This window comes from Streptacidiphilus jeojiense, assembly GCF_000719095.1.
In the GTDB taxonomy this organism is placed as follows: Bacteria; Actinomycetota; Actinomycetes; order Streptomycetales; family Streptomycetaceae; genus Streptacidiphilus; species Streptacidiphilus jeojiensis.
The window spans coordinates 49,911-70,943 of record NZ_JOEH01000010.1 but is presented as its reverse complement, the minus strand read 5'-3'; the positions used below and the strand labels follow the sequence as shown (position 1 = coordinate 70,943).

General features: G+C 71.0%; 19 protein-coding genes. 13 read left to right on the top strand and 6 right to left on the bottom strand.

Features of this window, described 5'->3' with window-relative positions; translation table 11 throughout:
• The first annotated feature begins 173 nt into the window (after positions 1-173).
• The 3 genes from IF29_RS0115020 to IF29_RS0115010 all read left to right on the top strand — a co-directional run bounded on the left by IF29_RS0115020 (position 174) and on the right by IF29_RS0115010 (position 2,084).
• Positions 174-1,007, top strand: coding sequence for a J domain-containing protein (locus IF29_RS0115020; RefSeq protein ID WP_030254335.1), 834 nt, complete (start codon positions 174-176; stop codon positions 1,005-1,007).
• 86 nt (positions 1,008-1,093) lie between these two features.
• Positions 1,094-1,420 carry a rhodanese-like domain-containing protein gene (locus IF29_RS0115015; RefSeq protein WP_030254332.1) on the top strand — a complete coding sequence of 109 codons (327 nt, stop codon included), beginning with the start codon at positions 1,094-1,096 and terminating at the stop codon, positions 1,418-1,420.
• 91 nt (positions 1,421-1,511) lie between these two features.
• Positions 1,512-2,084 (top strand): GNAT family N-acetyltransferase, encoded by a 573-nt coding sequence (locus tag IF29_RS0115010; protein ID WP_051725341.1) that lies wholly within the window; start codon positions 1,512-1,514, stop codon positions 2,082-2,084.
• On the opposite strand, the gene IF29_RS0115005 is transcribed toward IF29_RS0115010, so the two are convergent.
• From IF29_RS0115005 to pdhA, 3 genes are read right to left on the bottom strand one after another with little or no spacing between them, the layout of a single operon-like run.
• Positions 2,067-3,308, bottom strand: coding sequence for a dihydrolipoamide acetyltransferase family protein (locus IF29_RS0115005; protein WP_030254326.1), 1,242 nt, complete (start codon positions 3,306-3,308; stop codon positions 2,067-2,069). The two genes, IF29_RS0115010 and IF29_RS0115005, sit on opposite strands and share 18 nt — an antisense overlap.
• A gap of 35 nt (positions 3,309-3,343) precedes the next feature.
• On the bottom strand, positions 3,344-4,360 hold the full coding sequence (locus IF29_RS0115000) for an alpha-ketoacid dehydrogenase subunit beta (RefSeq protein ID WP_051725340.1): 1,017 nt from the start codon (positions 4,358-4,360) through the stop codon (positions 3,344-3,346).
• Positions 4,357-5,508 carry a pyruvate dehydrogenase (acetyl-transferring) E1 component subunit alpha gene (pdhA, locus tag IF29_RS0114995; protein WP_030254320.1) on the bottom strand — a complete coding sequence of 384 codons (1,152 nt, stop codon included), beginning with the start codon at positions 5,506-5,508 and terminating at the stop codon, positions 4,357-4,359. The genes IF29_RS0115000 and pdhA overlap by 4 nt, the downstream gene beginning before the upstream one ends.
• A 503-nt stretch (positions 5,509-6,011) precedes the next feature.
• Here pdhA and IF29_RS41980 point away from each other — a divergent pair.
• Positions 6,012-6,455: an Lrp/AsnC family transcriptional regulator gene (locus tag IF29_RS41980; RefSeq protein WP_037595396.1), complete on the top strand. Its 444-nt coding sequence runs from the start codon at positions 6,012-6,014 to the stop codon at positions 6,453-6,455.
• A 49-nt stretch (positions 6,456-6,504) separates the two neighbouring features.
• Here IF29_RS41980 and IF29_RS0114985 read toward each other — a convergent pair whose 3' ends face one another.
• Positions 6,505-7,104, bottom strand: coding sequence for a TetR/AcrR family transcriptional regulator (locus IF29_RS0114985; RefSeq protein ID WP_030254314.1), 600 nt, complete (start codon positions 7,102-7,104; stop codon positions 6,505-6,507).
• 83 nt (positions 7,105-7,187) lie between these two features.
• On the opposite strand from IF29_RS0114985, the gene IF29_RS0114980 reads away from it, so the two are divergent.
• The 7 genes from IF29_RS0114980 (at position 7,188) to IF29_RS0114950 (ending at position 15,587) form a co-directional block, all read left to right on the top strand.
• Positions 7,188-8,681 (top strand): DHA2 family efflux MFS transporter permease subunit, encoded by a 1,494-nt coding sequence (locus tag IF29_RS0114980; protein ID WP_475630827.1) that lies wholly within the window; start codon positions 7,188-7,190, stop codon positions 8,679-8,681.
• On the top strand, positions 8,678-9,133 hold the full coding sequence (locus IF29_RS0114975; RefSeq protein WP_051725339.1) for a MarR family winged helix-turn-helix transcriptional regulator: 456 nt from the start codon (positions 8,678-8,680) through the stop codon (positions 9,131-9,133). Before IF29_RS0114980 ends, IF29_RS0114975 begins: the two co-directional genes overlap by 4 nt.
• Positions 9,134-9,199: 66 nt before the next feature.
• Positions 9,200-10,879 (top strand): phenylacetic acid degradation protein PaaN, encoded by a 1,680-nt coding sequence (paaN, locus tag IF29_RS0114970; RefSeq protein ID WP_030254306.1) that lies wholly within the window; start codon positions 9,200-9,202, stop codon positions 10,877-10,879.
• Positions 10,880-11,334: 455 nt separating this feature from the next.
• Complete coding sequence (locus IF29_RS0114965) at positions 11,335-12,582, top strand: polyamine ABC transporter substrate-binding protein (protein ID WP_051725338.1); 1,248 nt, start codon at positions 11,335-11,337, stop codon at positions 12,580-12,582.
• A gap of 58 nt (positions 12,583-12,640) precedes the next feature.
• Positions 12,641-13,792 (top strand): ABC transporter ATP-binding protein, encoded by a 1,152-nt coding sequence (locus IF29_RS0114960; protein ID WP_030254300.1) that lies wholly within the window; start codon positions 12,641-12,643, stop codon positions 13,790-13,792.
• Positions 13,789-14,724, top strand: a complete 936-nt coding sequence (locus IF29_RS0114955) for an ABC transporter permease (RefSeq protein ID WP_051725337.1) — start codon at positions 13,789-13,791, stop codon at positions 14,722-14,724. The genes IF29_RS0114960 and IF29_RS0114955 overlap by 4 nt, the downstream gene beginning before the upstream one ends.
• Positions 14,724-15,587: an ABC transporter permease gene (locus IF29_RS0114950; protein ID WP_037595355.1), complete on the top strand. Its 864-nt coding sequence runs from the start codon at positions 14,724-14,726 to the stop codon at positions 15,585-15,587. Before IF29_RS0114955 ends, IF29_RS0114950 begins: the two co-directional genes overlap by 1 nt.
• 38 nt (positions 15,588-15,625) lie before the next feature.
• On the opposite strand, the gene IF29_RS0114945 is transcribed toward IF29_RS0114950, so the two are convergent.
• Entirely contained in the window at positions 15,626-16,579 is a 954-nt protein-coding gene (locus IF29_RS0114945; RefSeq protein WP_232242151.1) for an ArsR/SmtB family transcription factor, read from the bottom strand.
• 168 nt (positions 16,580-16,747) lie between these two features.
• Between IF29_RS0114945 and IF29_RS0114940 the strand changes: the two genes are divergently transcribed.
• Positions 16,748-17,287, top strand: a complete 540-nt coding sequence (locus IF29_RS0114940) for a tetratricopeptide repeat protein (RefSeq protein ID WP_051725336.1) — start codon at positions 16,748-16,750, stop codon at positions 17,285-17,287.
• A 39-nt stretch (positions 17,288-17,326) separates the two neighbouring features.
• Complete coding sequence (locus IF29_RS0114935) at positions 17,327-18,103, top strand: TrmH family RNA methyltransferase (protein ID WP_030254286.1); 777 nt, start codon at positions 17,327-17,329, stop codon at positions 18,101-18,103.
• On the opposite strand, the gene IF29_RS0114930 is transcribed toward IF29_RS0114935, so the two are convergent.
• The gene (locus IF29_RS0114930; protein WP_198037455.1) at positions 18,085-20,883 is read right to left on the bottom strand and encodes a right-handed parallel beta-helix repeat-containing protein; all 2,799 of its coding nucleotides are present in this window, start codon (positions 20,881-20,883) and stop codon (positions 18,085-18,087) included. The genes IF29_RS0114935 and IF29_RS0114930 overlap by 19 nt on opposite strands.
• Between the last annotated feature and the right edge of the window lie 150 nt (positions 20,884-21,033).

Below are 21,033 nucleotides of genomic sequence, written 5' to 3'. Positions count from 1 at the left end.
TACCCCAGGCAAGCATGAAACCTGCCTCCGCTGCCTGACATCGGGGAACATTTGGCTCGGCCAGTGGTGCACGCGGGCTCGCACGCCCTAGTGTGCGCCCTCAAGCACAACCCGGGGACAGTAGGGTGACGGGGCTGGCACGCGGGACAAACAACAAGCAGTGAGGTTGCGAGATGGCTGCCGACAGTCCGGTCCGCTGGATCGATCCGGAGGAGCAGCGGCTCGAGGAGCAGATCGCGCAGACGGAGGCCCGCTGGGTCGACGCCGAGGTCGAGGTCGAGACCCTGCGGGTGGAGCTGGACAACTTCGCGCTGGTGCACCACCAGCGCCTGGGCCCGATGTACGTGCGGCTGGACGAGCTGGACGCGTTGATCGCCGAGGCCACGGCGGCCAGGACCGGCGACCCCGAGGACATCAGGCGGGCCTTCGAGGCCCGCAACGTGGTCGAGCCGATGCCGGACCTGGAGGCGTTCTTCGCCGAGGCGGACGCGGCGGCCAGGGGCGAGTCCGACGGCGGGGCCGAGGGGGGCGGGACCGAACAGCCCGTCATCCCGCAGGCGCCGCAGCGGATCCGGCCGGACAAGGAGGCCCAGCGGCTCTACCGGGACCTGGCCCGCAGGGCCCACCCGGACCTGGCCCAGGACCCGGCCGAGCAGGAGCTCCGCGGAGCCTTCATCGCCAGGGTCAACGAGGCCTACGCGCGCGGCGACGTGCTGGCCCTGGCCGCGCTCGCCGAGGAGTGGGCCGGCGAGACCGGCGACAACGGCGCCCCGGCCGAGGGCACCCCGGAGCGGCTGGCCTGGCTGCGGCAGCGGCTGGACTGGCTGACCGCGCGGCTGCGCCGGATCGAGGAGACCCGCGCCGAGCTGGTGGACAGCCCGATGGGGCAGCTGCTGATGCTGCTGCCGGACGACCCCGACGCGCTGCTGGAGGTGCTGGCCGAGCAGCTGCTGGAGTCGGTCTCGACCCGGCAGGCCGAGCTGGACCGGCTGGTCGGCACGGTCTGACCGCCGTCGGCGACAATCGACGTACACCACTACCTAACCGAACTGCCGACGTGCGCGACCGCGACACCCGACCTCTGGAGAGTCAGATGTTCCACGCCTCCGTCCCCACTGTGGACGCCGCTTCCGTGCCCGCCGAGGGCGCGCTGCTCGACGTCCGGGAGCAGGACGAGTGGGAGGCGGGCCATGTCGATGGGGCGCTGCACATCCCCATGGGTCAGCTGATGGCGCGGATCGAGGAGCTCCCGGAGCAGAAGCTCTACGTGCTGTGCCGGGTCGGCGGCCGCTCCGCCCAGGTGGTGCAGTACCTGGTGGCCCAGGGCCGGGACGCGGTCAACGTCGACGGCGGGATGTACGCCTGGGAGGCGGCCGGGCGGCCGATGACGAGCGCGGACGGCAACCCCTTCGTGCTGTAGTCCCGGTCGGCCTCTTGCAGGGAATCGCCTGTGCGGGACATGTCCGGTCCGTCATGCTGGCCTGAGTGGACAACCAGCGCAAAGGGGCCAGATGAACTACGCACGACCGGTACTCCGCACCGACCGGATCGAGCTGCGCGCGATCGGTCCCGACGCCGCCGAGGAACTGGCGAGCGGCGGGGGCGGCGGGTTCAGCTGGGTCCCCGACGGCCCGTTCCAGGGCACCAGGGACGCCTGCAGCAGTGTGGTGCGCGCCGCCGAGGGCGGCGTGTTCGAGCCGGAGTGGGGCGTCTTCGCGATCGTCCGGCTGGAGGACGGCGCGGCCGTCGGCGGGGTCGGCTTCCACGGGCCGCCCAGCCGGGGCAGCGTCGAGATCGGCTACGACCTGGCCGCCTCGGCGCGCGGCAACGGCTACGTCACCGAGGCGGTACGGCTGCTGACGGCCTATGCGCTGGCCGGCGCCGGGGTCGGCCGGGTGGTCGCACACACCGAGCCGGACAACAAGGCCTCGCAGGCCGTGCTGCTCCGGTCCGGCTTCCAGCGGGACGGGGTCGCCGACGACGGGCTGCCCCGCTTCGTGCTGTTCCCGGAGGGGCAGTCGACGACCCGTCACATTGGCAAGCAGGCGGAGCGGCCGGTCAACCGGTCAGAGGTTCCGCAGTAGCGTCACCGGGGACTCCACCGCGTCGGCGACGAAGCGCAGGAAGGCTCCGGCGACCGCTCCGTCGCAGACCCGGTGGTCGAAGCTGAAGGACAGCTGCACCACCTGGCGGACGGCCAGTTCACCCTGGTGCACCCAGGGTTTGGCGGCGATCCGGCCCACCCCGAGCATCGCCGCCTCGGGGTGGTTGATGATCGGCGTCGAGCCGTCGACGCCGAAGACGCCGTAGTTGTTCAGGGTGAAGGTGCCGCCGGTGAGCTCGGCCGGCCCGAGCCGGCCCTCGCGGGCGGACGCGGTGAGCCGGGCCAGCTCGGCGGCCAGCTGTCCGGTGCTGAGCAGGTGCGCGTCCCTGACTACGGGGACGGCCAGCCCGCGCGGGGTCTGCGCGGCGAAGCCCAGATGGACCGCGGAGTGGCGGCGGACACCGGTGGCGGCCCCGTCCGGGCCGGTCACCACGCTGGAGTTGAGCTCCGGGTACCTGGCCAGGGCCGCGGTGCAGATCCGGCCGAGCAGGGCGAGCAGTCCGAGGTCCAGGGTCCGCCGGGCGGCCAGGAGTTCGGTGGCGTCGGCGTCCACCCAGCAGGTGGCGTCCGGGATCTCGCGCCGGCTGCGGGAGAAGGTCTCGGCAGCGATCCGGGCCACGCCGCGCAGCGGGACGACCTCCTCGGTCGGAGCAGCGGTCGGAGCACCGGTCGGAGCGGGGGCCGCTGCGGGGGCGGCCTGAGGGAGCGTCACGTCGGCGCGCATGATCAGGCCGTCCGGGCCGCTGCCGGTGACGGTGGCGAGGTCGATGCCGTTCTCCCGGGCCAACCGGCGCACCAGCGGGGAGATGACCGCGGGGACGGGGGCCGGAACGGGGGCAGCTGTGCTGACGGCGGTGGTGACCCGGCGGCGCCGGGTGCCGGACGACTCGGTGGTGCCATAGCCGACCAGGACGTTGCCGGAGCCCTCGGCCGGGGCGTCCGTCGGCTCGTCCGGTGCCGCCGCCACCGCGACGGTGACCAGCGGTGCGCCTACCGGCACCTCGGCGCCGGCCTCGCCGAAGCGGGAGGTGACCACGCCCGCGTAGGGGCAGGGCACCTCGACCACGGCCTTGGCCGTCTCCACCTCGGCGACCGGCTGGTCGACCTGGATCACGTCGCCGACCTCGACCAGCCAGCGGACGATCTCCGCCGAGGTCAGGCCCTCGCCCAGATCGGGCAGCGGGAACTCGCGCACGGAAGGCATCGGGGCGATCACTGCTCCCACTGGAGTCTCGTTCATCATTGCTCCCACTGGAGCCGGCCTACGGCGTCGAGGATGCGGTCCACCCCGGGCAGGTGGTGCTGTTCGAGCATCGGCGGCGGGTAGGGGATGTCGAAGCCGGTGACCCGCAGGACCGGGGCGGCCAGATGGTGGAAGCAGCGTTCGGAGACCCGGGCGGCGATCTCCGCGCCCACCCCGGCGAAGCCCGAGGACTCGTGCACCACCACCGCGCGGCCGGTGGCCCGCACCGCCGCGGCGACGGTCTCGTCGTCGAACGGCGCCAGGCTGCGCAGGTCCACCACGGCCAGGTCCCAGCCCTCGGCCTTGGCGGCCTCGGCGGCCTCCAGGCAGACCGGAAGTGACGGACCGTAGGTGATCAGGGTGGCCGAGGTGCCCCGGCGGCGGACCACCGCGCGCCCGATCGGCTCGACCGGGGCCGGGGCCTCGGCCGACCAGTCCTCCTTGGACCAGTAGAGCCGCTTGGGCTCCAGGAACACCACCGGGTCGTCGGAGGCGATGGCGGCCCGCAGCAGGCCGTAGCCGTCGGCGACGGTGGCCGGGGTGACCACGTGCAGTCCGGGGGTGTGCGCGTAGTAGGCCTCGGAGGAGTCGCTGTGGTGCTCCACGCCGCCGATCCCACCGCCGTAGGGGATCCGCACCGTGATCGGCAGCGGCATCCGGCCCGCGGTGCGGTTGCGCATCCGGGCGACGTGCGAGACCAACTGCTCGAAGGCCGGGTAGGCGAAGGCGTCGAACTGCATCTCCACCACCGGGCGCAGCCCGTACATGGCCATGCCGACAGCGGTGCCGAGGATGCCGGCCTCGGCCAGCGGGGTGTCCAGGCAGCGGTCGGCGCCGAACTCTGCGGCCAGGCCGTCGGTGATCCGGAAGACCCCGCCCAGGGTGCCGACGTCCTCGCCGAGGATGTGCACGGACGGGTCCTCGCGCAGCGAGTCGCGCAGGGCGCGGTTGAGGGCCGAGGCCAGGGTGGTGGCGCCGGCCGCCCGGGTTCGGGACGGGGTGGCGGTGGTCATCGCTGGTCCTCCGTCGCGGCCTCGGCGGCCAGTTCGGCGGCGAGCTGGGCCGCCTGCTCCCGCAGCTGCGGGGTGGGCTCGGCGTAGACGTGTTCGAACAGCGACATCGGGTCCAGATCAGGTTTCACGTGAAACAACGTCCGCATACGATCGGCCAGCTGTTCGGCCTCGTCGGTGGCCGCGGCGACCTCGGCGTCGCCGATCACTCCGGCCTCGCGCAGATGGCGCTCCATCAGCGTCAGCGGGTCGCGTGCCTGCCAGTCGGCGACCTCCTCGGCGCTGCGGTAGCGCCCGGCGTCGTCGGCGTTGGTGTGCGCCTCCAGACGGTAGGTGACCGCCTCGACCAGCACCGGGCCCTCCCCCGAGCGGGCGTGCTGCACCGCCTCGCTGAGCACGGTGTGCACAGCGACCGCGTCATTGCCGTCCACCAACCGGCCCTGGATGCCGTAGCCGACCGCCTTGTGGGCCAGGGTCGGCGCCGCGGACTGCTTGGCGAGCGGGACCGAGATGGCGTAGCCGTTGTTCTGGACCAGGAAGACCACCGGGGCGTTGAGCACCCCGGCGAAGTTCAGCGCCTCGTGGAAGTCGCCCTCGCTGGTGCCGCCGTCGCCGACCAGGGCCAGCGCCACGGTGGAGTCCCCGCGCATCCGGGCGGCGTGGGCCAGGCCCACCGCGTGCGGCGCCTGGGTGGCCAGCGGGGTGGACAGCGGTGCGACCTGGTGCTGGTAGGGGTCGTAGCCGCAGTGGGCGTTGCCGCGCAGCAGCGTCAGCGTCTCCAGCGGGTCCACGCCCCGGGAGACCACCGCGAGGGTGTCGCGGTAGCTGGGGAACAGCCAGTCGCCCGGGCGCAGCGCGCCGGCCACGGCGATCTGGCAGGCCTCCTGGCCGGTCGAGGCGGGGTAGACGGCCAGCCGGCCCTGCTTGGTGAGGGTGGTCGCCTGCTGGTTGAAGCGCCGTCCGACGACCAGGCGCCGGTGCAGGTCGCGCAGCAGTTCGCGGCCGCCGGGGGAGTCCACCGTACGGCGCAGGGCGGGTGTGCCCAGGACGCGTACCGGCTCGCGGTCGGGCAGCAGCGGTGCGGGGTCACGGCGCGGGCCGTGCGCATCCGGCGTCCAGGCAGCCGCCAGGTCATGATCGAGAACGGTCATCGGGCTCCTCCGGTACGGGCCACTGCTCCCTACCGATTGTTCGGTCGATTGATCGAATCGGCTACTGTCACGAGCAAGTGGTGGACAAACGGCTGCTCCCGCGCTGTGCTGGAATCAGGGTGTCCACCTGGGGAGGCGAAAGAACCGTGCCCGCTGAACAGATGGCCGGATCGGGTGAGCCCCGCCGGACCCGGCATGCGCCGCTGCCCCCGATCCGGTCGGGCTCGGCCGCCGAATGGATAGCCGAACGGGCGCGCCAGCGCTCCGCGTCCCCCGCCGTGCCCGGATCGGTCGGCGGCCGGGCGGCGCATCCACCGGTGCCCACCGCGCGGCCCTCGGCGGGCCGGGGGGACTCCGACCGGCGCGGCAGGAAGCCGGCCGCTCCGCCGCAGCCCGCCGCTCCCGCTCCGGGTGACGGGCGGGGCGCCGGCGCGGGCTCGGGTTCGGGTTCGGGGGAGGCGGCCGGAGGGTCGGGCGCCGGTGGCGGCTCCGACCAGCGCCAGCTGGACCGGATCGACCGGGCCATCCTGCGGCTGCTGCAGCAGGACGGGCGGGCCTCGATCCGCTCGGTCGCCGAGCGGGTCCATGTGTCCAGGGCCAATGCCTACGCGCGGATCGCGCGGATGGTGGAGTCCGGCGTGATCAGGGGGTTCACCGCGCGGGTGGACCACGAGCGGGCCGGGCAGGGGGCCTCGGCGTACATCACCCTGAAGATCGTGCAGAACTCCTGGCGCACCGTCAGGGGGCAGCTGCTGGAGCTGCCCGGGGTCGAGCACATGGCCCTGGTCAGCGGGGAGTTCGACGTGCTGATGCTGGTGCACACGGTGGACAACCGGGCCCTGCGGGAGCTGGTGCTGAACCGGATCCAGGCGATCCCCGAGGTGCTGGGCACCCACACCCTGCTGGTCTTCGACGAGACCGACCGGACGCCGGTGCTGCCGGACTGACCGTCCGGTGCCCGGTGCCCGGTGCCGTCCGCAGCTCGCCGCCTGCCGCTCAGGGCGCGCGCAGACCGCCGAAGGCGAGCAGGGTGACCGCGTCGGCGATGTGCTGGACGGACTTCTCGTCCGGGCCCGGCCGGTACCACTCGATCAGTGAGTTGATCATGCCGTAGAGCAGCCGGGTGGCCAGCCTGGGCTCGATGTCGGAGCGCAGGTCGCCGTCGCGCACGGCCTCGGCCAGCAGCTCCGCGACCCGGTGGTCGTAGGCGCGGCGCTGCTGCAGCGCCCACTGCTCGGTGGCGGTGTTGCCGCGCACCCGCAGCAGCAGGGTGACGTACGGCAGTTCGGCGGCCAGCACCTCGGTGGTGCGGCGCACCACGTGCTCCAGCCGGTCGACCGCGCGGCCGGTGGTGGCGGCGGGCTCGTCCAGGATGCCGAAGAGCCCGTCCAGGGCCCGGCCCACGGCCAGCCGCAGCAGTTCCTCCTTGCCGCGGACGTGGTGGTAGATCGACGACTTGCTGATCCCGGCGGCCCGGGAGAGGTCCTCCATGGAGGTGCCGTCGTAGCCGCGCTCGTTGAAGACCCGGACCGTCACCGCGAGCAGCGTTTCCACGGTGTACGCGTCACGGCGCTGCACGCGCGAGTTGTCGACCATGGTGCGCAGCCTAGCGGCAGCCATCGGAGTGGCACCCCGGGAGAGATAGTTGTACAGTCATAACGGTTATAGAAGTCAAACTGATGAAGTGGGTCGCCATGCCGGAAGCCGACACCTCGGTGGACACCGGATCACTGCTGAGCGCCCGAAGGCGCTTCCTGGTCCTCGCCATCTGTTGCATGAGCCTGTTCATCGTCGGGCTCGACAACACCATCGTGAACGTGGCGCTGCCCTCCATCCAGCGCGATCTGCACGCCTCGGTCTCCGGGCTGCAGTGGACCATCGACGCCTACACCCTGGTGCTGGCCAGCCTGCTGATGCTGTCCGGCTCCACCGGCGACCGGATCGGCCGGCGCCGGACCTTCCAGGCCGGTCTCGCCCTGTTCACCCTGGGCTCGCTGCTCTGCAGCCTCTCCCCCAGCCTGGGCTGGCTGATCACGGCGCGCATGATCCAGGCCGTCGGCGGCTCGATGCTCAACCCGGTGGCGATGTCGATCATCACCAACACCTTCACCGACCCGCGCGAGCGCGCCCGCGCCATCGGCGTCTGGGGCGGCACCGTCGGTGTCAGCATGGCGCTCGGCCCGGTCCTCGGCGGGCTGCTGGTCGGGTCGGTCGGCTGGCAGTCGATCTTCTGGATCAACATCCCGGTCGGCATCGCCGCGCTGGTCCTGGCCGGCCGCTTCGTGCCCGAGTCCAAGGCCGCCAAGGCGCGCCGGGTGGACCCGGTCGGCCAGCTGCTGGTGATCACCCTGCTGGCCTCGATCACCTACGGCATCATCGAGGCCCCCACCGCCGGCTGGACCTCCGCACAGACCATCGGCTGCTTCGCCCTCGGCGTGGCCGCCCTGGCCGGGCTGCTGGCCTACGAGCCGCGCCGCGACGAGCCGTTGATCGACCTGCGCTTCTTCCGCAGCGTCCCGTTCTCCGGGGCCACCGTGATAGCGGTCTGCGGCTTCGCCGCGCTGGCCGGCTTCCTCTTCCTGAACACCCTGTACCTGCAGAACGCGCTCGGCTACAGCGCGCTCAGGGCCGGTCTCTACACCCTGCCGATGGCGGCCATGACGGTGGTCTTCGCACCGCTGTCCGGACGGATCGTCGGTGCCCGCGGTCCGCGGATCCCGCTGATCGTCGCCGGGATCACCATGTCCGCGAGCGGGCTGATGCTGACCGGGCTCAGCCTGACCACCCCGGTGGCCCAGCTGATGGCCGCCTACCTGCTGTTCGGCCTCGGCTTCGGCATGATCAACGCGCCGATCACCAACACCGCGGTCTCCGGGATGCCGCGCAGCCAGGCCGGGGTGGCGGCGGCCGTCGCCTCCACCAGCCGTCAGGTCGGACAGTCGCTGGGGGTCGCGGTCATCGTCTCGGTGGTCACCTCCTCGGTGCACGGCTCCGCGGGCGCGGCGGCCTTCACCTCGGCCAGCCACATCGGCTGGTGGATCACCGTGGGCTGCGGGCTCGCGGTGCTGGTCCTGGGCGTGCTCACCACCGGGGCCTGGGCCCGGGGGACCGCCGCCCGCAATGCCGCCAGGCTCAGCGAGCCGGCGGCCGTCAGGACGGAGGTCGCCGCATGACCACTGCCGCAGAGGACGGGCAGCAGGGGGTCGACGCTGCCACCCGGGCCTACCGGGTGATGCGCGAACTCGTGCTGGAGGAGGACGAGCGCATGGTGCAGCTGGCCGAGGTGACCGGCATGAGTTTCATCCGCAGCAAGGTGCTGCGGCGGCTGGCCGCCGGGCCGATGCGGATGAGCGAGCTCACCGCGCGGCTGCGCACCGACAAGCCGTACACCACGCTGGTGGTGGACGACCTGGAGCGGCGCGGTCTGGTCGTCCGCAGCGTCCATCCCGACGACCGCCGCTGCAAGATCGTGACGAACACGCCGGCCGGGCAGGAGATGGCGGAGCTGGCCGAGTCGATCCTGGCCCGGCCGCCGCAGCGGCTGCTGGCGCTGGACCAGGAGGAGCTGGCGCTGCTGGAACGGGTGCTGGGGAAAGTCGTGGGGGCGTCCTCGTCCACCCCTTGAACCGACCGATCATTCGGTTAGTCTGAGTTCCGGCAGTGCAGCCAGGACTCACTGAGGAGTGCCCCCATGTCCCAAGAGATTCCCCACGAGCTGATCGACCGGCACCAGGCCACCCTGGACGCCGCGCTCGCCGCGCTCGCCGCCCGCGACTACTGGTCGGCCTACCCCGAGTCGCCCCGGGCGTACGGGGAGCCGGTCGGGCTCGACACCCTGCAGGGGCGGGAGCTGCTGCTGGACCAGCCCGGGACGGACGGGCTGGTCGGGCCGGGCCCGGAGCAGGGCGGCGAGCAGTCGCCGTTCGGCCCCGCGCTGGGGGTGAGCTATCCGCACGCCGGCGATCCGGAGGCGCTGTTCGCGGCCGCCCGGGCCGCGCGCCCCGGCTGGGCCGCGGCCGGACCGCTGCTGCGGGCCGCGGTCTGCATCGAGATCCTGGCCCGGATCAACGCCCGCTCCCCCGAGTTCGGCACCGCCGTGATGCACACCACCGGGCAGGCGGCCGGAATGGCCTTCCAGGCCGGCGGCCCGCACGCCCAGGACCGCGGCCTCGAAGCGGTGGTCTGCGCCTACGCCGAGCAGACCCGGCTGCCGGCCCGCGCCGAGTGGACCAAGCCGCAGGGCAAGCGCGACCCGCTGCGGCTGGTGAAGGAGTTCACCGCGGTGCCGCGCGGCACCGCGCTGCTGATCGGCTGCAACACCTTCCCAACCTGGAACGGCTACCCGGGCCTGTTCGCCTCGCTGGCCGCGGGCAACCCGGTGCTGGTGAAGCCGCACCCGCGGGCCGTGCTGCCGCTGGCGCTGACCGTCGCGGTGGCCCGCGAGGTGCTCGCCGAGGCCGGCTTCAGCCCCGACGTGGTGCTGCTGGCCGCCGAGCAGCCCGGGGAGGGCCTGGCGAAGACCCTGGCGCTGCACCCGGACGTGCGGATCGTCGACTACACCGGGTCCAGCGAGTTCGGGAACTGGCTGGAGGACAACGCCCGCCAGGCGCTGGTCTACACCGAGAAGGCCGGCGTCAACACGATCGTGGTCGACTCCACCGCGGACTACGCCGGGATGCTCGGCAACCTGGCCTTCTCGCTGGCGCTGTACAGCGGGCAGATGTGCACCACCCCGCAGAACCTGCTGCTGCCCAGGGCCGGTCTGGAGACCGACCAGGGGCACAAGACCTTCGCCGAGGTCGTCGCCGACCTCGGCCGCTCGCTGGACCGGCTGCTCGGCGACGACGCCCGCGCGGCCGGGCTGCTCGGCGCGATCGTCAACCCGGGCGTGCTGCAGCGGCTGGAGCAGGCGGAGAAGGGCGAGTACGGCGAGCTGCTGCTGGCCCCGCGCGCCGTCGCGGTGCCGGACTTCCCGGACGCGGTGGTCCGCACCCCGGCGCTGGTCGGTCTGGACATCGCCAGGGACGCGCTGCCCGGGGAGTGCTTCGGGCCGATCTCCTTCGTGGTCGCGGTGGACTCCACCGCCCAGGCCGTGGAGCAGCTGCGGGACACCGTGCGCGAGCGCGGGGCGATGACCGCCGCCGCGTACACCACCTCCGCGGAGGTGGAGGCCGCCGTGGTGGACGCCTGCCTGGACGCGGGGGTGTCGCTGTCGCTGAACCTCACCGGCCAGGTCTACGTCAACCAGACCGCCGCCTTCTCCGACCTGCACGGCACCGGCGCCAACCCGGCCGCCAACTCCGCCTACTGCGACGCGGCCTTCGTGGCCTCCCGCTTCCGGGTCGTCGAGGTCCGGCGCGAGCTGAGGTAGTCCGCTCGGGAGGGTTGGGAAGCAGCAACCTGTCAAGGACGCGTACGGACGACTGACGCAGTGCCTGCTGATGTACGGCGACACCAGGGCTCAGACTCTAGGGAAACTGGTGAACGCCCCTCCGCTTCCGAGTTCGGGCGACCGACTCCGGAGCAGGGATACCAACCATGACGCTCACGCCGCAGGGGCCGCACGGGGATTCTCCCGTGCGGCCCCTGCCGTCTGCGGCTGTCAGATGTGCAGGGCTTCTGTTGCGCCTTTTACATCCTGTACCTGGATTTCGGGACGCCGCGTGACTCAGGGTGAGCGGTGATGCGGATCACGTTGCCAAATGACGTGAACGATAACGATTCCGCTGTCGAAGCCGCCTAGAAGCCTGGAAACCGCAGCTTTTCGTCCTAGCCTCTGTCCCCATCCCCCTTCCGTGCCGCCTGAAGAAAGGCCACATCACTCCCATGAAGGGCCTCAGCCTCGAAGACCTGGCGCGGTTCACCAACCGCACCCGCGCCCGTTCCACCGCCGCCGCGATGAGCCGCCGCTCCCTGCTCCGGGGCGCCGCCGCGGGCGGCCTCGCCGTGGCGGGCGCCGGAGCGCTGTCGGCCTGCGGCGTCCAGGGGCATGTCGTCCCCGCCGGCGCCAAGGCGACCGGACAGGCGGGGAAGGACTACTCGGCCACCGAGAAGAAGGTCGTCTGGGCGACCTGGCCGGCGTACATCGACATCCAGGACGACAAGCACCCCAGCGTCCACCCGACGCTGAACGCCTTCACCAAGCAGACCGGCATCCAGGTCGACTACCTGGAGATCATCAACGACAACAACGACTTCTACACCAAGGTCGACCCGTACCTGGTCAAGGGCATCGACACCGGGTACGACGTGATGGTCGTCAGCGACTACATGGTGGCCAAGTACATGACGTACGACTACCTGCAGGAACTGGACCTGGCCAACATCCCCAACCACGCCAACCTGCTGCCGAGCGTGCTCAAGGACCCGGTCGACCCGGGCCGCCGCTTCTCCATCCCCTGGGCCTACGGCTTCACCACCATCGCGTACAACACCAAGCTGGTGAAGACGCCGATCACCTCCATCGCCGAGGTCTTCACCCGGGCCGACCTGCACGGGAAGGTCTCGCTGTTCAGCGAGATGGAGGACACCGTGGCGATGGCGCTGCTCGCCCTCGGGCACAACCCGGAGCAGTTCACCGACCAGCAGTTCAACGAGGCGCTGGAGTACGTGCGCAAGGCGCTGAGCTCGGGCCAGGTGCGGGCCTTCACCGGCAACGACTACCTGAGCGACTTCCAGAACGGCAACACCGCGGTGACCATGGCCTACTCCGGCGACGTGGCCCAGCTCGGGGTGGACTACCTGGTCACCCTGAACCTCCCCAAGGAGGGCCTGCTGTCCTGGTCGGACAACTGCGTGATCCCCAACTTCGCCCGGCACAAGACCAACGCCGAGAAGATGCTCAACTACTACCTCCAGCCGGAGGTGGCCGCCGAGCTGGACGACTACATCGACTACGTCCCCTCGGTCGAGGGCGCGGTGGCGGCGCTGCAGAAGCTGGACCCGGAGACCGCCTCCTCGCCGCTGATCGTCCCCACCAAGCAGATGGAAGCCAACGCGCACGGCTTCATGAAGCTCACCATCGCCCAGCTCGACGACTACACCAGCCGTTTCCAGCAGGCCATCGGCCAGTAGGCCGCCCGCCCCCGTTCGACGGACACCTCACCGACGCCGACGCGAAAGAAGAATCTCGATGGGCTCCACTGACGTACTGGGCCGGACCGAGGGCGGCGACCTCCGCCTGGTCGGCCTCACCAAGCGCTTCGGCGCTTTCACGGCGGTCGACAATCTCGACCTGACCATTCCTCAGGGCTCCTTCTTCGCCCTGCTCGGCGCGTCCGGCTGCGGCAAGACGACGACACTGCGGATGGTCTCCGGCCTGGAGGACCCGACGGCGGGTCAGATCTTCCTGGGCGACCAGGACGTCACCGACGCCAAGCCCTACCGGCGGCCGGTCAACACCGTGTTCCAGAACTACGCGCTCTTCCCGCACCTGGACATCTTCGAGAACGTCGCCTTCGGCCTCCGCCGCCGCGGCTTCAAGAGCGTCAAGCCGCAGGTCGAGGCGATGCTGGAGCTGGTCGAGCTGGGCCACCTGGCCAAGCGCAAGCCCACCCAGCTCTCCGGCGGCCAGCAGCAGCGCATCGCGCTGGCCCGGGCGCTGATCAACGAGCCCCAGGTGCTGCTGCTGGACGAGCCGCTGGGCGCGCTGGACCTCAAGCTGCGCCGGCAGATGCAGATCGAGCTCAAGCGGATCCAGACCGAGGTCGGCCTCACCTTCGTGCATGTCACCCACGACCAGGAGGAGGCCATGACCATGGCCGACACCATCGCGGTGATGAACCACGGCCGGATCGAGCAGTTGGGCTCCCCCGCCGAGCTCTACGAGAACCCGGCGACGACCTTCGTCGCCAACTTCCTCGGCCAGTCCAACCTGATCCCCGGGACGGTCGAGACCTCCACCGACGACGTGGTGACCGTCTCCGCGCACGGCCGCAAGCTCACCCTGGACGCCAAGCGCTGTCGCTCGGTGTCGGGCAAGGTGATCCTGGGTGTCCGTCCGGAGAAGGTTCAGCTCGCGGTGAGCGAGGCGGACGTCCCCAGCGGGTTCAACGCACTCGGCGGCACCGTGTCCGACGCCTCCTTCATCGGCGTCTCCACCCAGTACCTGGTCAAGCTGCCCTCGGGCCAGGAGATCTCGGTGTTCGAGCAGAACACCGGCCGCGCGATCCAGCGCCCCGGCACCGAGGTCTTCGTCTACTGGGATCCCAGCCAGGGCTTCGGCCTCGACGGCAGCCAGGACATCGGGGCGGGCGCGGCCCTGGACGAGGAGGGCGCCGCGTGAGCAGCACCGCACTGCTGGACAAGTCCGACCCCCCGGCGGCCGGGGCGCCGCCTGAGGACCGCAAGCCGCGGCGCAACTTCACCCCCTGGGTGCTGCTGCTGCCGGGTCTGCTGTGGCTGATCCTGTTCTTCCTGGTCCCGATCCTCACCTCGGTGTCGGCCTCGGTGCAGACCGGCAACTTCGACGACGGCTTCAAGCTGACCTGGCACTGGGCCAACTACGTCGACGCGGTCAAGCCGTACTGGCGGCAGTACCTGCACTCCGGGATCTTCTCGGTGGCGACCACGGTGCTCTGCCTGGCGCTGGGCTACCCGGTGGCGTACTTCATCGCCTTCAAGGGCGGCAAGTGGAAGTCGCTGCTGATGGCCCTGGTGATCGTGCCCTCCTTCACCAGCTTCCTGATCCGCACCATCGCCTGGAAGACCATCCTGGCCGACAACGGCTTCGTGGTCCGGATCCTGAACGACCTGTACATCCTCAAGATCACCAGCAAGCTCGGGATCACCGTCGGCACGCATGTGCTGGCCAGCCCCGGTGCGGTGGTCTGCGGCATGGTCTACAACTTCCTGCCGTTCATGATCCTCCCGCTGTACACCTCGCTGGAGAAGATCGACCCGCGGCTGCTGGAGGCCGGCAACGACCTCTACTGCGGCACCTTCCAGACCTGGCGCCGGATCACCCTGCCGCTGTCCATGCCCGGCGTGATCGGCGGCACCCTGCTGACCTTCATCCCGGCGATCGGCGACTACATCAACGCCCAGCTGCTCGGCAACGCCAACACCGGCGTGGTCGGCCAGAGCATCGAGAACCTGTTCCTGCGCAAGACCGACGGCTACCCGGTCGGCTCGGCCATGTCGGTCATCATGATGGTCGGCACGCTGGTGCTGGTCATGATGTACATCCGCAAGGCCGGTACGGAGGACCTGATCTGATGGCGACTCAAACCGCAGTCCCGGCCCCGATCGCGCCGGCCCCGCTGAAGATCCGCCGCCGCAGCCCGCTCGCCTGGATCGGCGACCACGTGCTGCTCGCCGCCACCGTGGTGATCTTCATCTTCATGCTGCTGCCGAACGCGGTCATCCTGGTGATGTCGTTCAACCAGCCGATCGGCAAGTACGACTACACCTGGAACCAGTTCTCCACCGAGGCCTGGGCCCACCCCTGCGCCAACCAGGCGCTGTGCAGCAGCATGGGCCTGTCCCTGGAGATCGGCCTGATCGCGACCGTGGTCTCCACCGCGCTGGGCACGATGATCGCCTTCGCGATGGTCCGGCACCGCTTCAAGGCCCGCTCCGGCATCAACGCCCTGCTGTTCCTGCCGATGGCCGCCCCCGAGGTGGTCATGGGCGCCACCCTGACGGCGCTGTTCTTCAACACCATCGGCCCCGGCTCGCTGGGCTTCTGGACCATCACCATCGCGCATGTGATGTTCTGTCTCAGCTATGTGGTGGTGACGGTCAAGTCCCGGCTCGCGGGCATGGACCCGACCCTGGAGCGGGCGGCGCAGGACCTCTACGCCACCCCGACCCAGACCTTCATGAAGGTGACCCTGCCGCTGGTGGCCCCGGGCATCGCCGCCGCCGCGCTGCTGGCGTTCGCGCTGTCGATCGACGACTACATCATCACCGCGTTCACGGCCGGCCAGCGCACCACCTTCCCGATGTACATCTTCGGCTCGGTGCAGCGGTCGTACCCGGCGCAGATCAATGTGATCGGCTCGATCATGCTGATCGGGACCATGGCGATCATCGCCGTGTCCACGATCCTGGGACGGATGCGGGCGACGCGTCGGTAGTTCCGCAGGTCGACAACGTGCCCTGTCCCGCCGGATGTTCAGCGGGACGGGGCACGTCGTGCGTTGGCCGCCGCGGTGCCGAGTTCGGTGCGGCGGTAGCGGATCTCGTGGCGGTGGCGTTCGCCGACCACGAAGCCGGCGTCACGCAGGACGGTCAGGTGCTCGGAGACGGTGCCGGGGGCCAGCGCGTAGCGGTGCGCCAGGAGTTGGGTGCTGGCCGGGGTGTCCAGGCCGGTGAGCAGGGTGGCGCGGGTACGGCCGATGAGGCGGGCCAGGGCGGCGGTGCCGTCGGGACTGCCGTCCGGGGTGCCGTCCTTGGACGCGGACGGGCGGGACGGCCAGAGGGTGCCCAGGCCCCGGACCGGATAGACCACGGTGGGCTGCCAGGGCGGGTCCACGATGACCACCACCTCCTGCCACTTGAAGGCGCTGGGCATCAGCACCAGCCCCTCGCCGTCCAGGTCGCGGTGGTCGTCGTCGCCGCGGACCCGGGTGAGCACGTTGTCCTGCCAGCGCAGCATCGGGTGCAGCTCGGCGAACAGCCGGTCCAGGCCGCCCTCGGCCAGGCGTCGGGTCTGGAACGCCACATCGGCGTCCAGCAGTGCCCGCACCCGCGGCCACACCGGTTCGACCAGGGTCGTCCAGGCGGTGCGGATCAGCCCGGTGAGCATCGGCAGGACCAGTTCGGGATCGCCCAGCAACAGCCGCCCGGTGGCGGTTCCGGCCGCGCCGGGGGTCTCCCGGAGCGAGCGCGCGATCTCGGCGTGGACCTGCCCGGGCGGGGTCGCGGCGATCCGGGTGAGCTCGTCCTCGAACCTGGCCTGCGGACCGGTGGGCGGCGGGGAGAGGAAGTCGGGGGTGTAGCCGCGGCGCGGCTGCAGCAGGGTGAGCGGGCGCAGGTCCAGGCCGTCGGGGCCGTCCAGGCGGGGGCGGACCGAGTCCAGCCAGGGCCGGTGGTGGTCCGGTGGCTGCTGGCCGCTGGTGACCCGCACGGCGGACAGCGTCTCGAAGGCGGGCGAGACGGCGAATCGGCACCGCCGCAGGTCAGCCGGGCTGAAGCGGAGGGTGACGGCGATGGCGGGCTCCGGGGTCGGCGCTGAGTGATTCGGTCTGAACCTAATCACTGGCGCGCGGACCGGCAAGGTCGCCAAGCTCTCCCCATGACCACCACGGAGACAGGCACCACGACCAGCGCCACCGCCGCCATCAGCACCGAATGGGACCGGCGCAGCATCGCGCTCTGGCTGGAGTTCCCGGATCTGCCGGAGGAGGAGTTCCGGGTCCGGCACGAGAAACTGATCGGCGAGCTCCCGGAGGGCCACCCGGTGCTGCTGTTCGAGCGCGGCGCCTTGCAGGACTCCACCGGCCACTCCGACCTGGCCGTGCCGCTCTACCAGCAGGCGCTGGCGGCCGGACTCGACGGCGAGCGGCGGCGCCGGGTGGTGATCCAGATGTCCAGCTCGCTGCGGAACATGGGGCGCCCGGCGGAGGGCGTGGCGCTGCTCCGGGCCGAGCGCGAACGCGGCTCGGACCACCTGGACGACGCCATCAGCGCGACCCTGGCGCTCTGCCTGGTCGACACCGGGCACGAGCGCGAGGCCGTCGCGGAGGCGGTGGCGGCGCTCGCCCCGCACCTGCCCCGCTACCAGCGGTCGATGGCGAACTACGCCCGGCTGCTGATGGAGCCGGAGGAGGAGTAGCCGCAGGGGGAGTAGCCGGACGGACGTAGTGTTGGCCGGGTGACGGACGAGACGCAGGTGACCCGGGCAGCGGCGCGGTGGCGCACCGAGGAGGCCGGGGGCGGTGTGCTGCTGGACGGCTTCCACGCGGTCAAGCACGCACTGCGGTTCGGCGCCGAGGTGACGTCGGTGCTCACCAGCGACCGGGCCGGGGTGGCCCGGCTGGCGGCGGAGCTGGCCCCCGACGTGGCGGCCCGGGTCGACGCGCTGGCGGTGGAGGTTCCGGGGGCGGTGCTGCGCGAGCTCGTCCCCCGGCTCCACCCGACCGGCATCGCCGCCCTGGCGGTACGGCCGGCACGCGCCGCCAACCTGGCCGCACTCGCCCGGCGCCCGCGGCAGGCGCCCGTCGTCGTCCTCGACAACCCCCGCAACCTCGGCAACATCGGCGCCGTGGTCCGCCTCGCGGCGGGTTTCGGTGCGACCGGCGTGGTGACGACGGGCGACGTCGACCCCTGGCACCCGACCGTGGTCCGGGCCGGCGCCGGACTCCACTTCGCCACCGCGGTCGAGCAGATGACCCTGGATCAGCTACCGCACGGCCCCCTCTACGTCCTCGACCCGGAGGGCGAGGACATCCGTACCGTCCCCTTCCCGGACGATGCCCTGATCGCCTTCGGCTCGGAACGGCACGGCATCTCCGACGAGTTGCGGGCCATGGCCACCCGCGTGGTGTCGGTACCGATGCGCCCGCAGGTCTCCAGCTTCAACCTGGCGACGAGCGTGGGGATGGGACTGTTCCACTGGATGTCGGGCGGGGGTCAGGGGCTGGGGGCGTAGTAGCCCTCCAGGTCGGCGATGACGTCCACGGTGCCGTTGTAGTTGTAGACGGTGATGTAGCCGCTGCTGTCGACGGGAACGGTGGCCAGGACGGGTCGGGTCTGTCCCGGGACCAGATTGAGGTTGGAGGACCTGGGCGTCTTCCCTCCGCCGTAGGCGATCACGTAGGTCGACTTGCTGCTGCCGGTTCCGGTCAGGTTGACGTTGACGGCGGTGGTCCCGACCGGGATCCCATGGGTACCGACGACCTTGATCCGAAGGGTGGATCCGGTACCGAGGTGGTGGTTGCCGATCCTGGTGTCGGCGACGCGGGTGGGTGTGAGCGGTACGTAGTCCGCGCCGGTCACCGCGTTGGCTGATCCGTAGTCACGGATGAAGTAGCCCTGGGCGTCCACGATCAGGCCGACATGCCCGGAGCTGTTGTAGAGCGTGTACGCGTCGTCGCCGGGGACCACCGCCAGATTGGACGTCGTGCGTCCCGGCGCGTAGTTCAGGTTGGAGACAGCGGGACGCGTTCCGTCGGCGGGCATGGCCGCCACCCATCCGCTGGAGTCGGCGTTGAGGGATGTGAGATTCAGTACCATCGCGGTCCCGGAGTCCGATCCGCCGGCCAGCCCCATCGCGGTGACCGACCACCCGGCACCGAACGGCTTCACGATCAGTCCGTCTTCGCCGGGACCGTTGCGGATGTCCAGATCCCGCACAGGAGCGGCGAACGGTACGTACTGACCGGCCGAGCTCATGGTCCAGGCGGTCGAGTAGTAGCCCTGGACGTCCGCGATCAGATCGACGGTGCCGAAGGCGTTGTAGAGGTCGACGTAGCCGTCCTTGCCGACCGGGACGGTGACGAGGTTGGGATTGGTCTCCCCGGCCTTGAAGTTGAGATTGGAGCCGACGGCGGGGCGGGTGGTGCCGTCGGCGTAGGCGACGACCCAGCCACCGGTGCTGGAGTTGGTGTCGGTCACGTTCATGGTGACGGCGCCCACGTCACTGATGGGGACGCCGGCCACGCCCGCGACCTTCAGCCGCAGCACACCGCCGGGACCGACCTTGTGCTTGGCCGCTCCCGTGCCGTTGCGGGTGTCCAGGATGCGCGTGGCGGGGACGGTGACGTACTGGCCGCCGACAGTGATCTTCCTGGTGAACGGTACGGTCCGGCCGCCTTCGTCGCTCACCGTTCCGGTGACGGTGTAGCTGCCGGGTGCGGCGTAGGTGTGCACGATGCCATCTGGGTTGTACGCCGGGATCGTCACCGGCGCGCTGCCGTCACCGAAGTTCGCCGTACCGCCGCTGAACAGCCAGGGGCTGGTGATCCTCCCCTTGACGGTGGCGCTGAGGCCGTTGGTCGTGAGCGCGACGGCCTCGACGAGCGGCCCGGGGGCGTTGACGGTGACTGACGGGTTGGCGTAACTGCGTTGCTCACCGCTGGGGAGGGTCGCGGTGACGGTCGGTCGGAAGGGGCCGCCCACCGTCGGGTAGGTGTGGGTGGCGGTGGGAGTGGACGAGGTGCCGGCGGGGGAGCCGTCGCCGAAGTCGATGCTGTACCGGGCCGTCGTCCCCCAGGGGTTGTAGACCGTCGCGGAGACCGTCACCGACAACGGGGCCGGTCCGGCGGCCGGCGACACCCGCGGAATCAGTCGGAAGGGGTCCTGGTACTCCATCGCGCCACGGTCGACGTAGCCGTCGGCGGAGCCGGTGTTCGCCACCTCGGGGTCGTCGACCCGGGACAGACCGCGGTAGTCGGTCGGGGACTGGCCGGGCGCGTCGGCGGCGCCCGAGTCCACGATCGGGGACCCCTCGGCGATGAGCCCGCTGTCGCCGGTCCGGCCGGGCAGGCCGTCGATGTCGTGCTGTCCCTGGTCGGCGGCTGCACGGAAGGCGGCGACCGAGGTGTACGAAGTGCCTCCCCAGTCGTACTCGACGCCCGACCGGTCCGCGGTGACGGCGTTGTAGTCGGCGGTGAAGCCGCCCGTCGACCCGGCCGAGACGCTGATGGCGGGCTGCGTCGCGGAGGTGGTCATGTCGTGGGGGATGACGACGGTGTTCTCTATCGATCCGGTCGACGTTCCGGTGACCGCGACCCCGCCACCCATGCTCGTCAGCGTGTTGCCCGCGACCTCCAGGTCGCTCACCCCTGACGCCTGGATGGCGGACCCCACCGAGTCGATCACCTCACTCGCCACGACCACGTGCGAGGCCCCCGACTGCACAGCGATCCCGCTGCCGGAGACGTACTGGGCCACGGCGTGGGAGATGCTCACGTCGGAGGAGGATCCGTCGACGGTGATTGCGTCCACGGGGGCGGAAGACGGTGCGTAGATGCTGTCGGAGCCGGACACATCGGTGCGGTCGAGGGTGATGTGCTCTGAGCTGATCACGCTCACCGCAGTCCCGGCCGAGGACAGCGACAGATGGTCCAGCACCACGTACTGGACGTCCTTGAGGGTGAACAGGCCGGTGCTGGAGGCAGTGCCGGCAGCGGTGCTGACGGTGGTGTCCGCACTGCCCGGTACCCCGCCGGTGAAGGTGATGGGCGCGCCGGCGGTACCGGAACGGCTGATGACGACGGGCGACGTCGGCTGTGCGGAGTTAATGATGTGGACCGTCTGCCCCGGGCCCACGACGTCGGCGGCATCCTGGATCGCGCAGAAGGGGATCGTCTGTGTTCCCGGGCCGGAGTGGCTGCAGTTGCCGGCGAAGCTGTTGACGTACAGATCGGTGGCCGGACCGTCGGCGGACGCAGTGCCTGCGCCGAGAGCCCCGAGGAGCAAGGCCGTCACGGGCATGGCGATGAGCGCGGGCCGGCGAAGCATACGGAGGTCCCCCCAGGAACCGAACGTGTGCACCAGTACTGCCTGTGTGCACGATAGTTCGGATGACGTATCTACGATCGTGGATCGTAGCAACACCGCGGGGCTCTCGGACAGCAA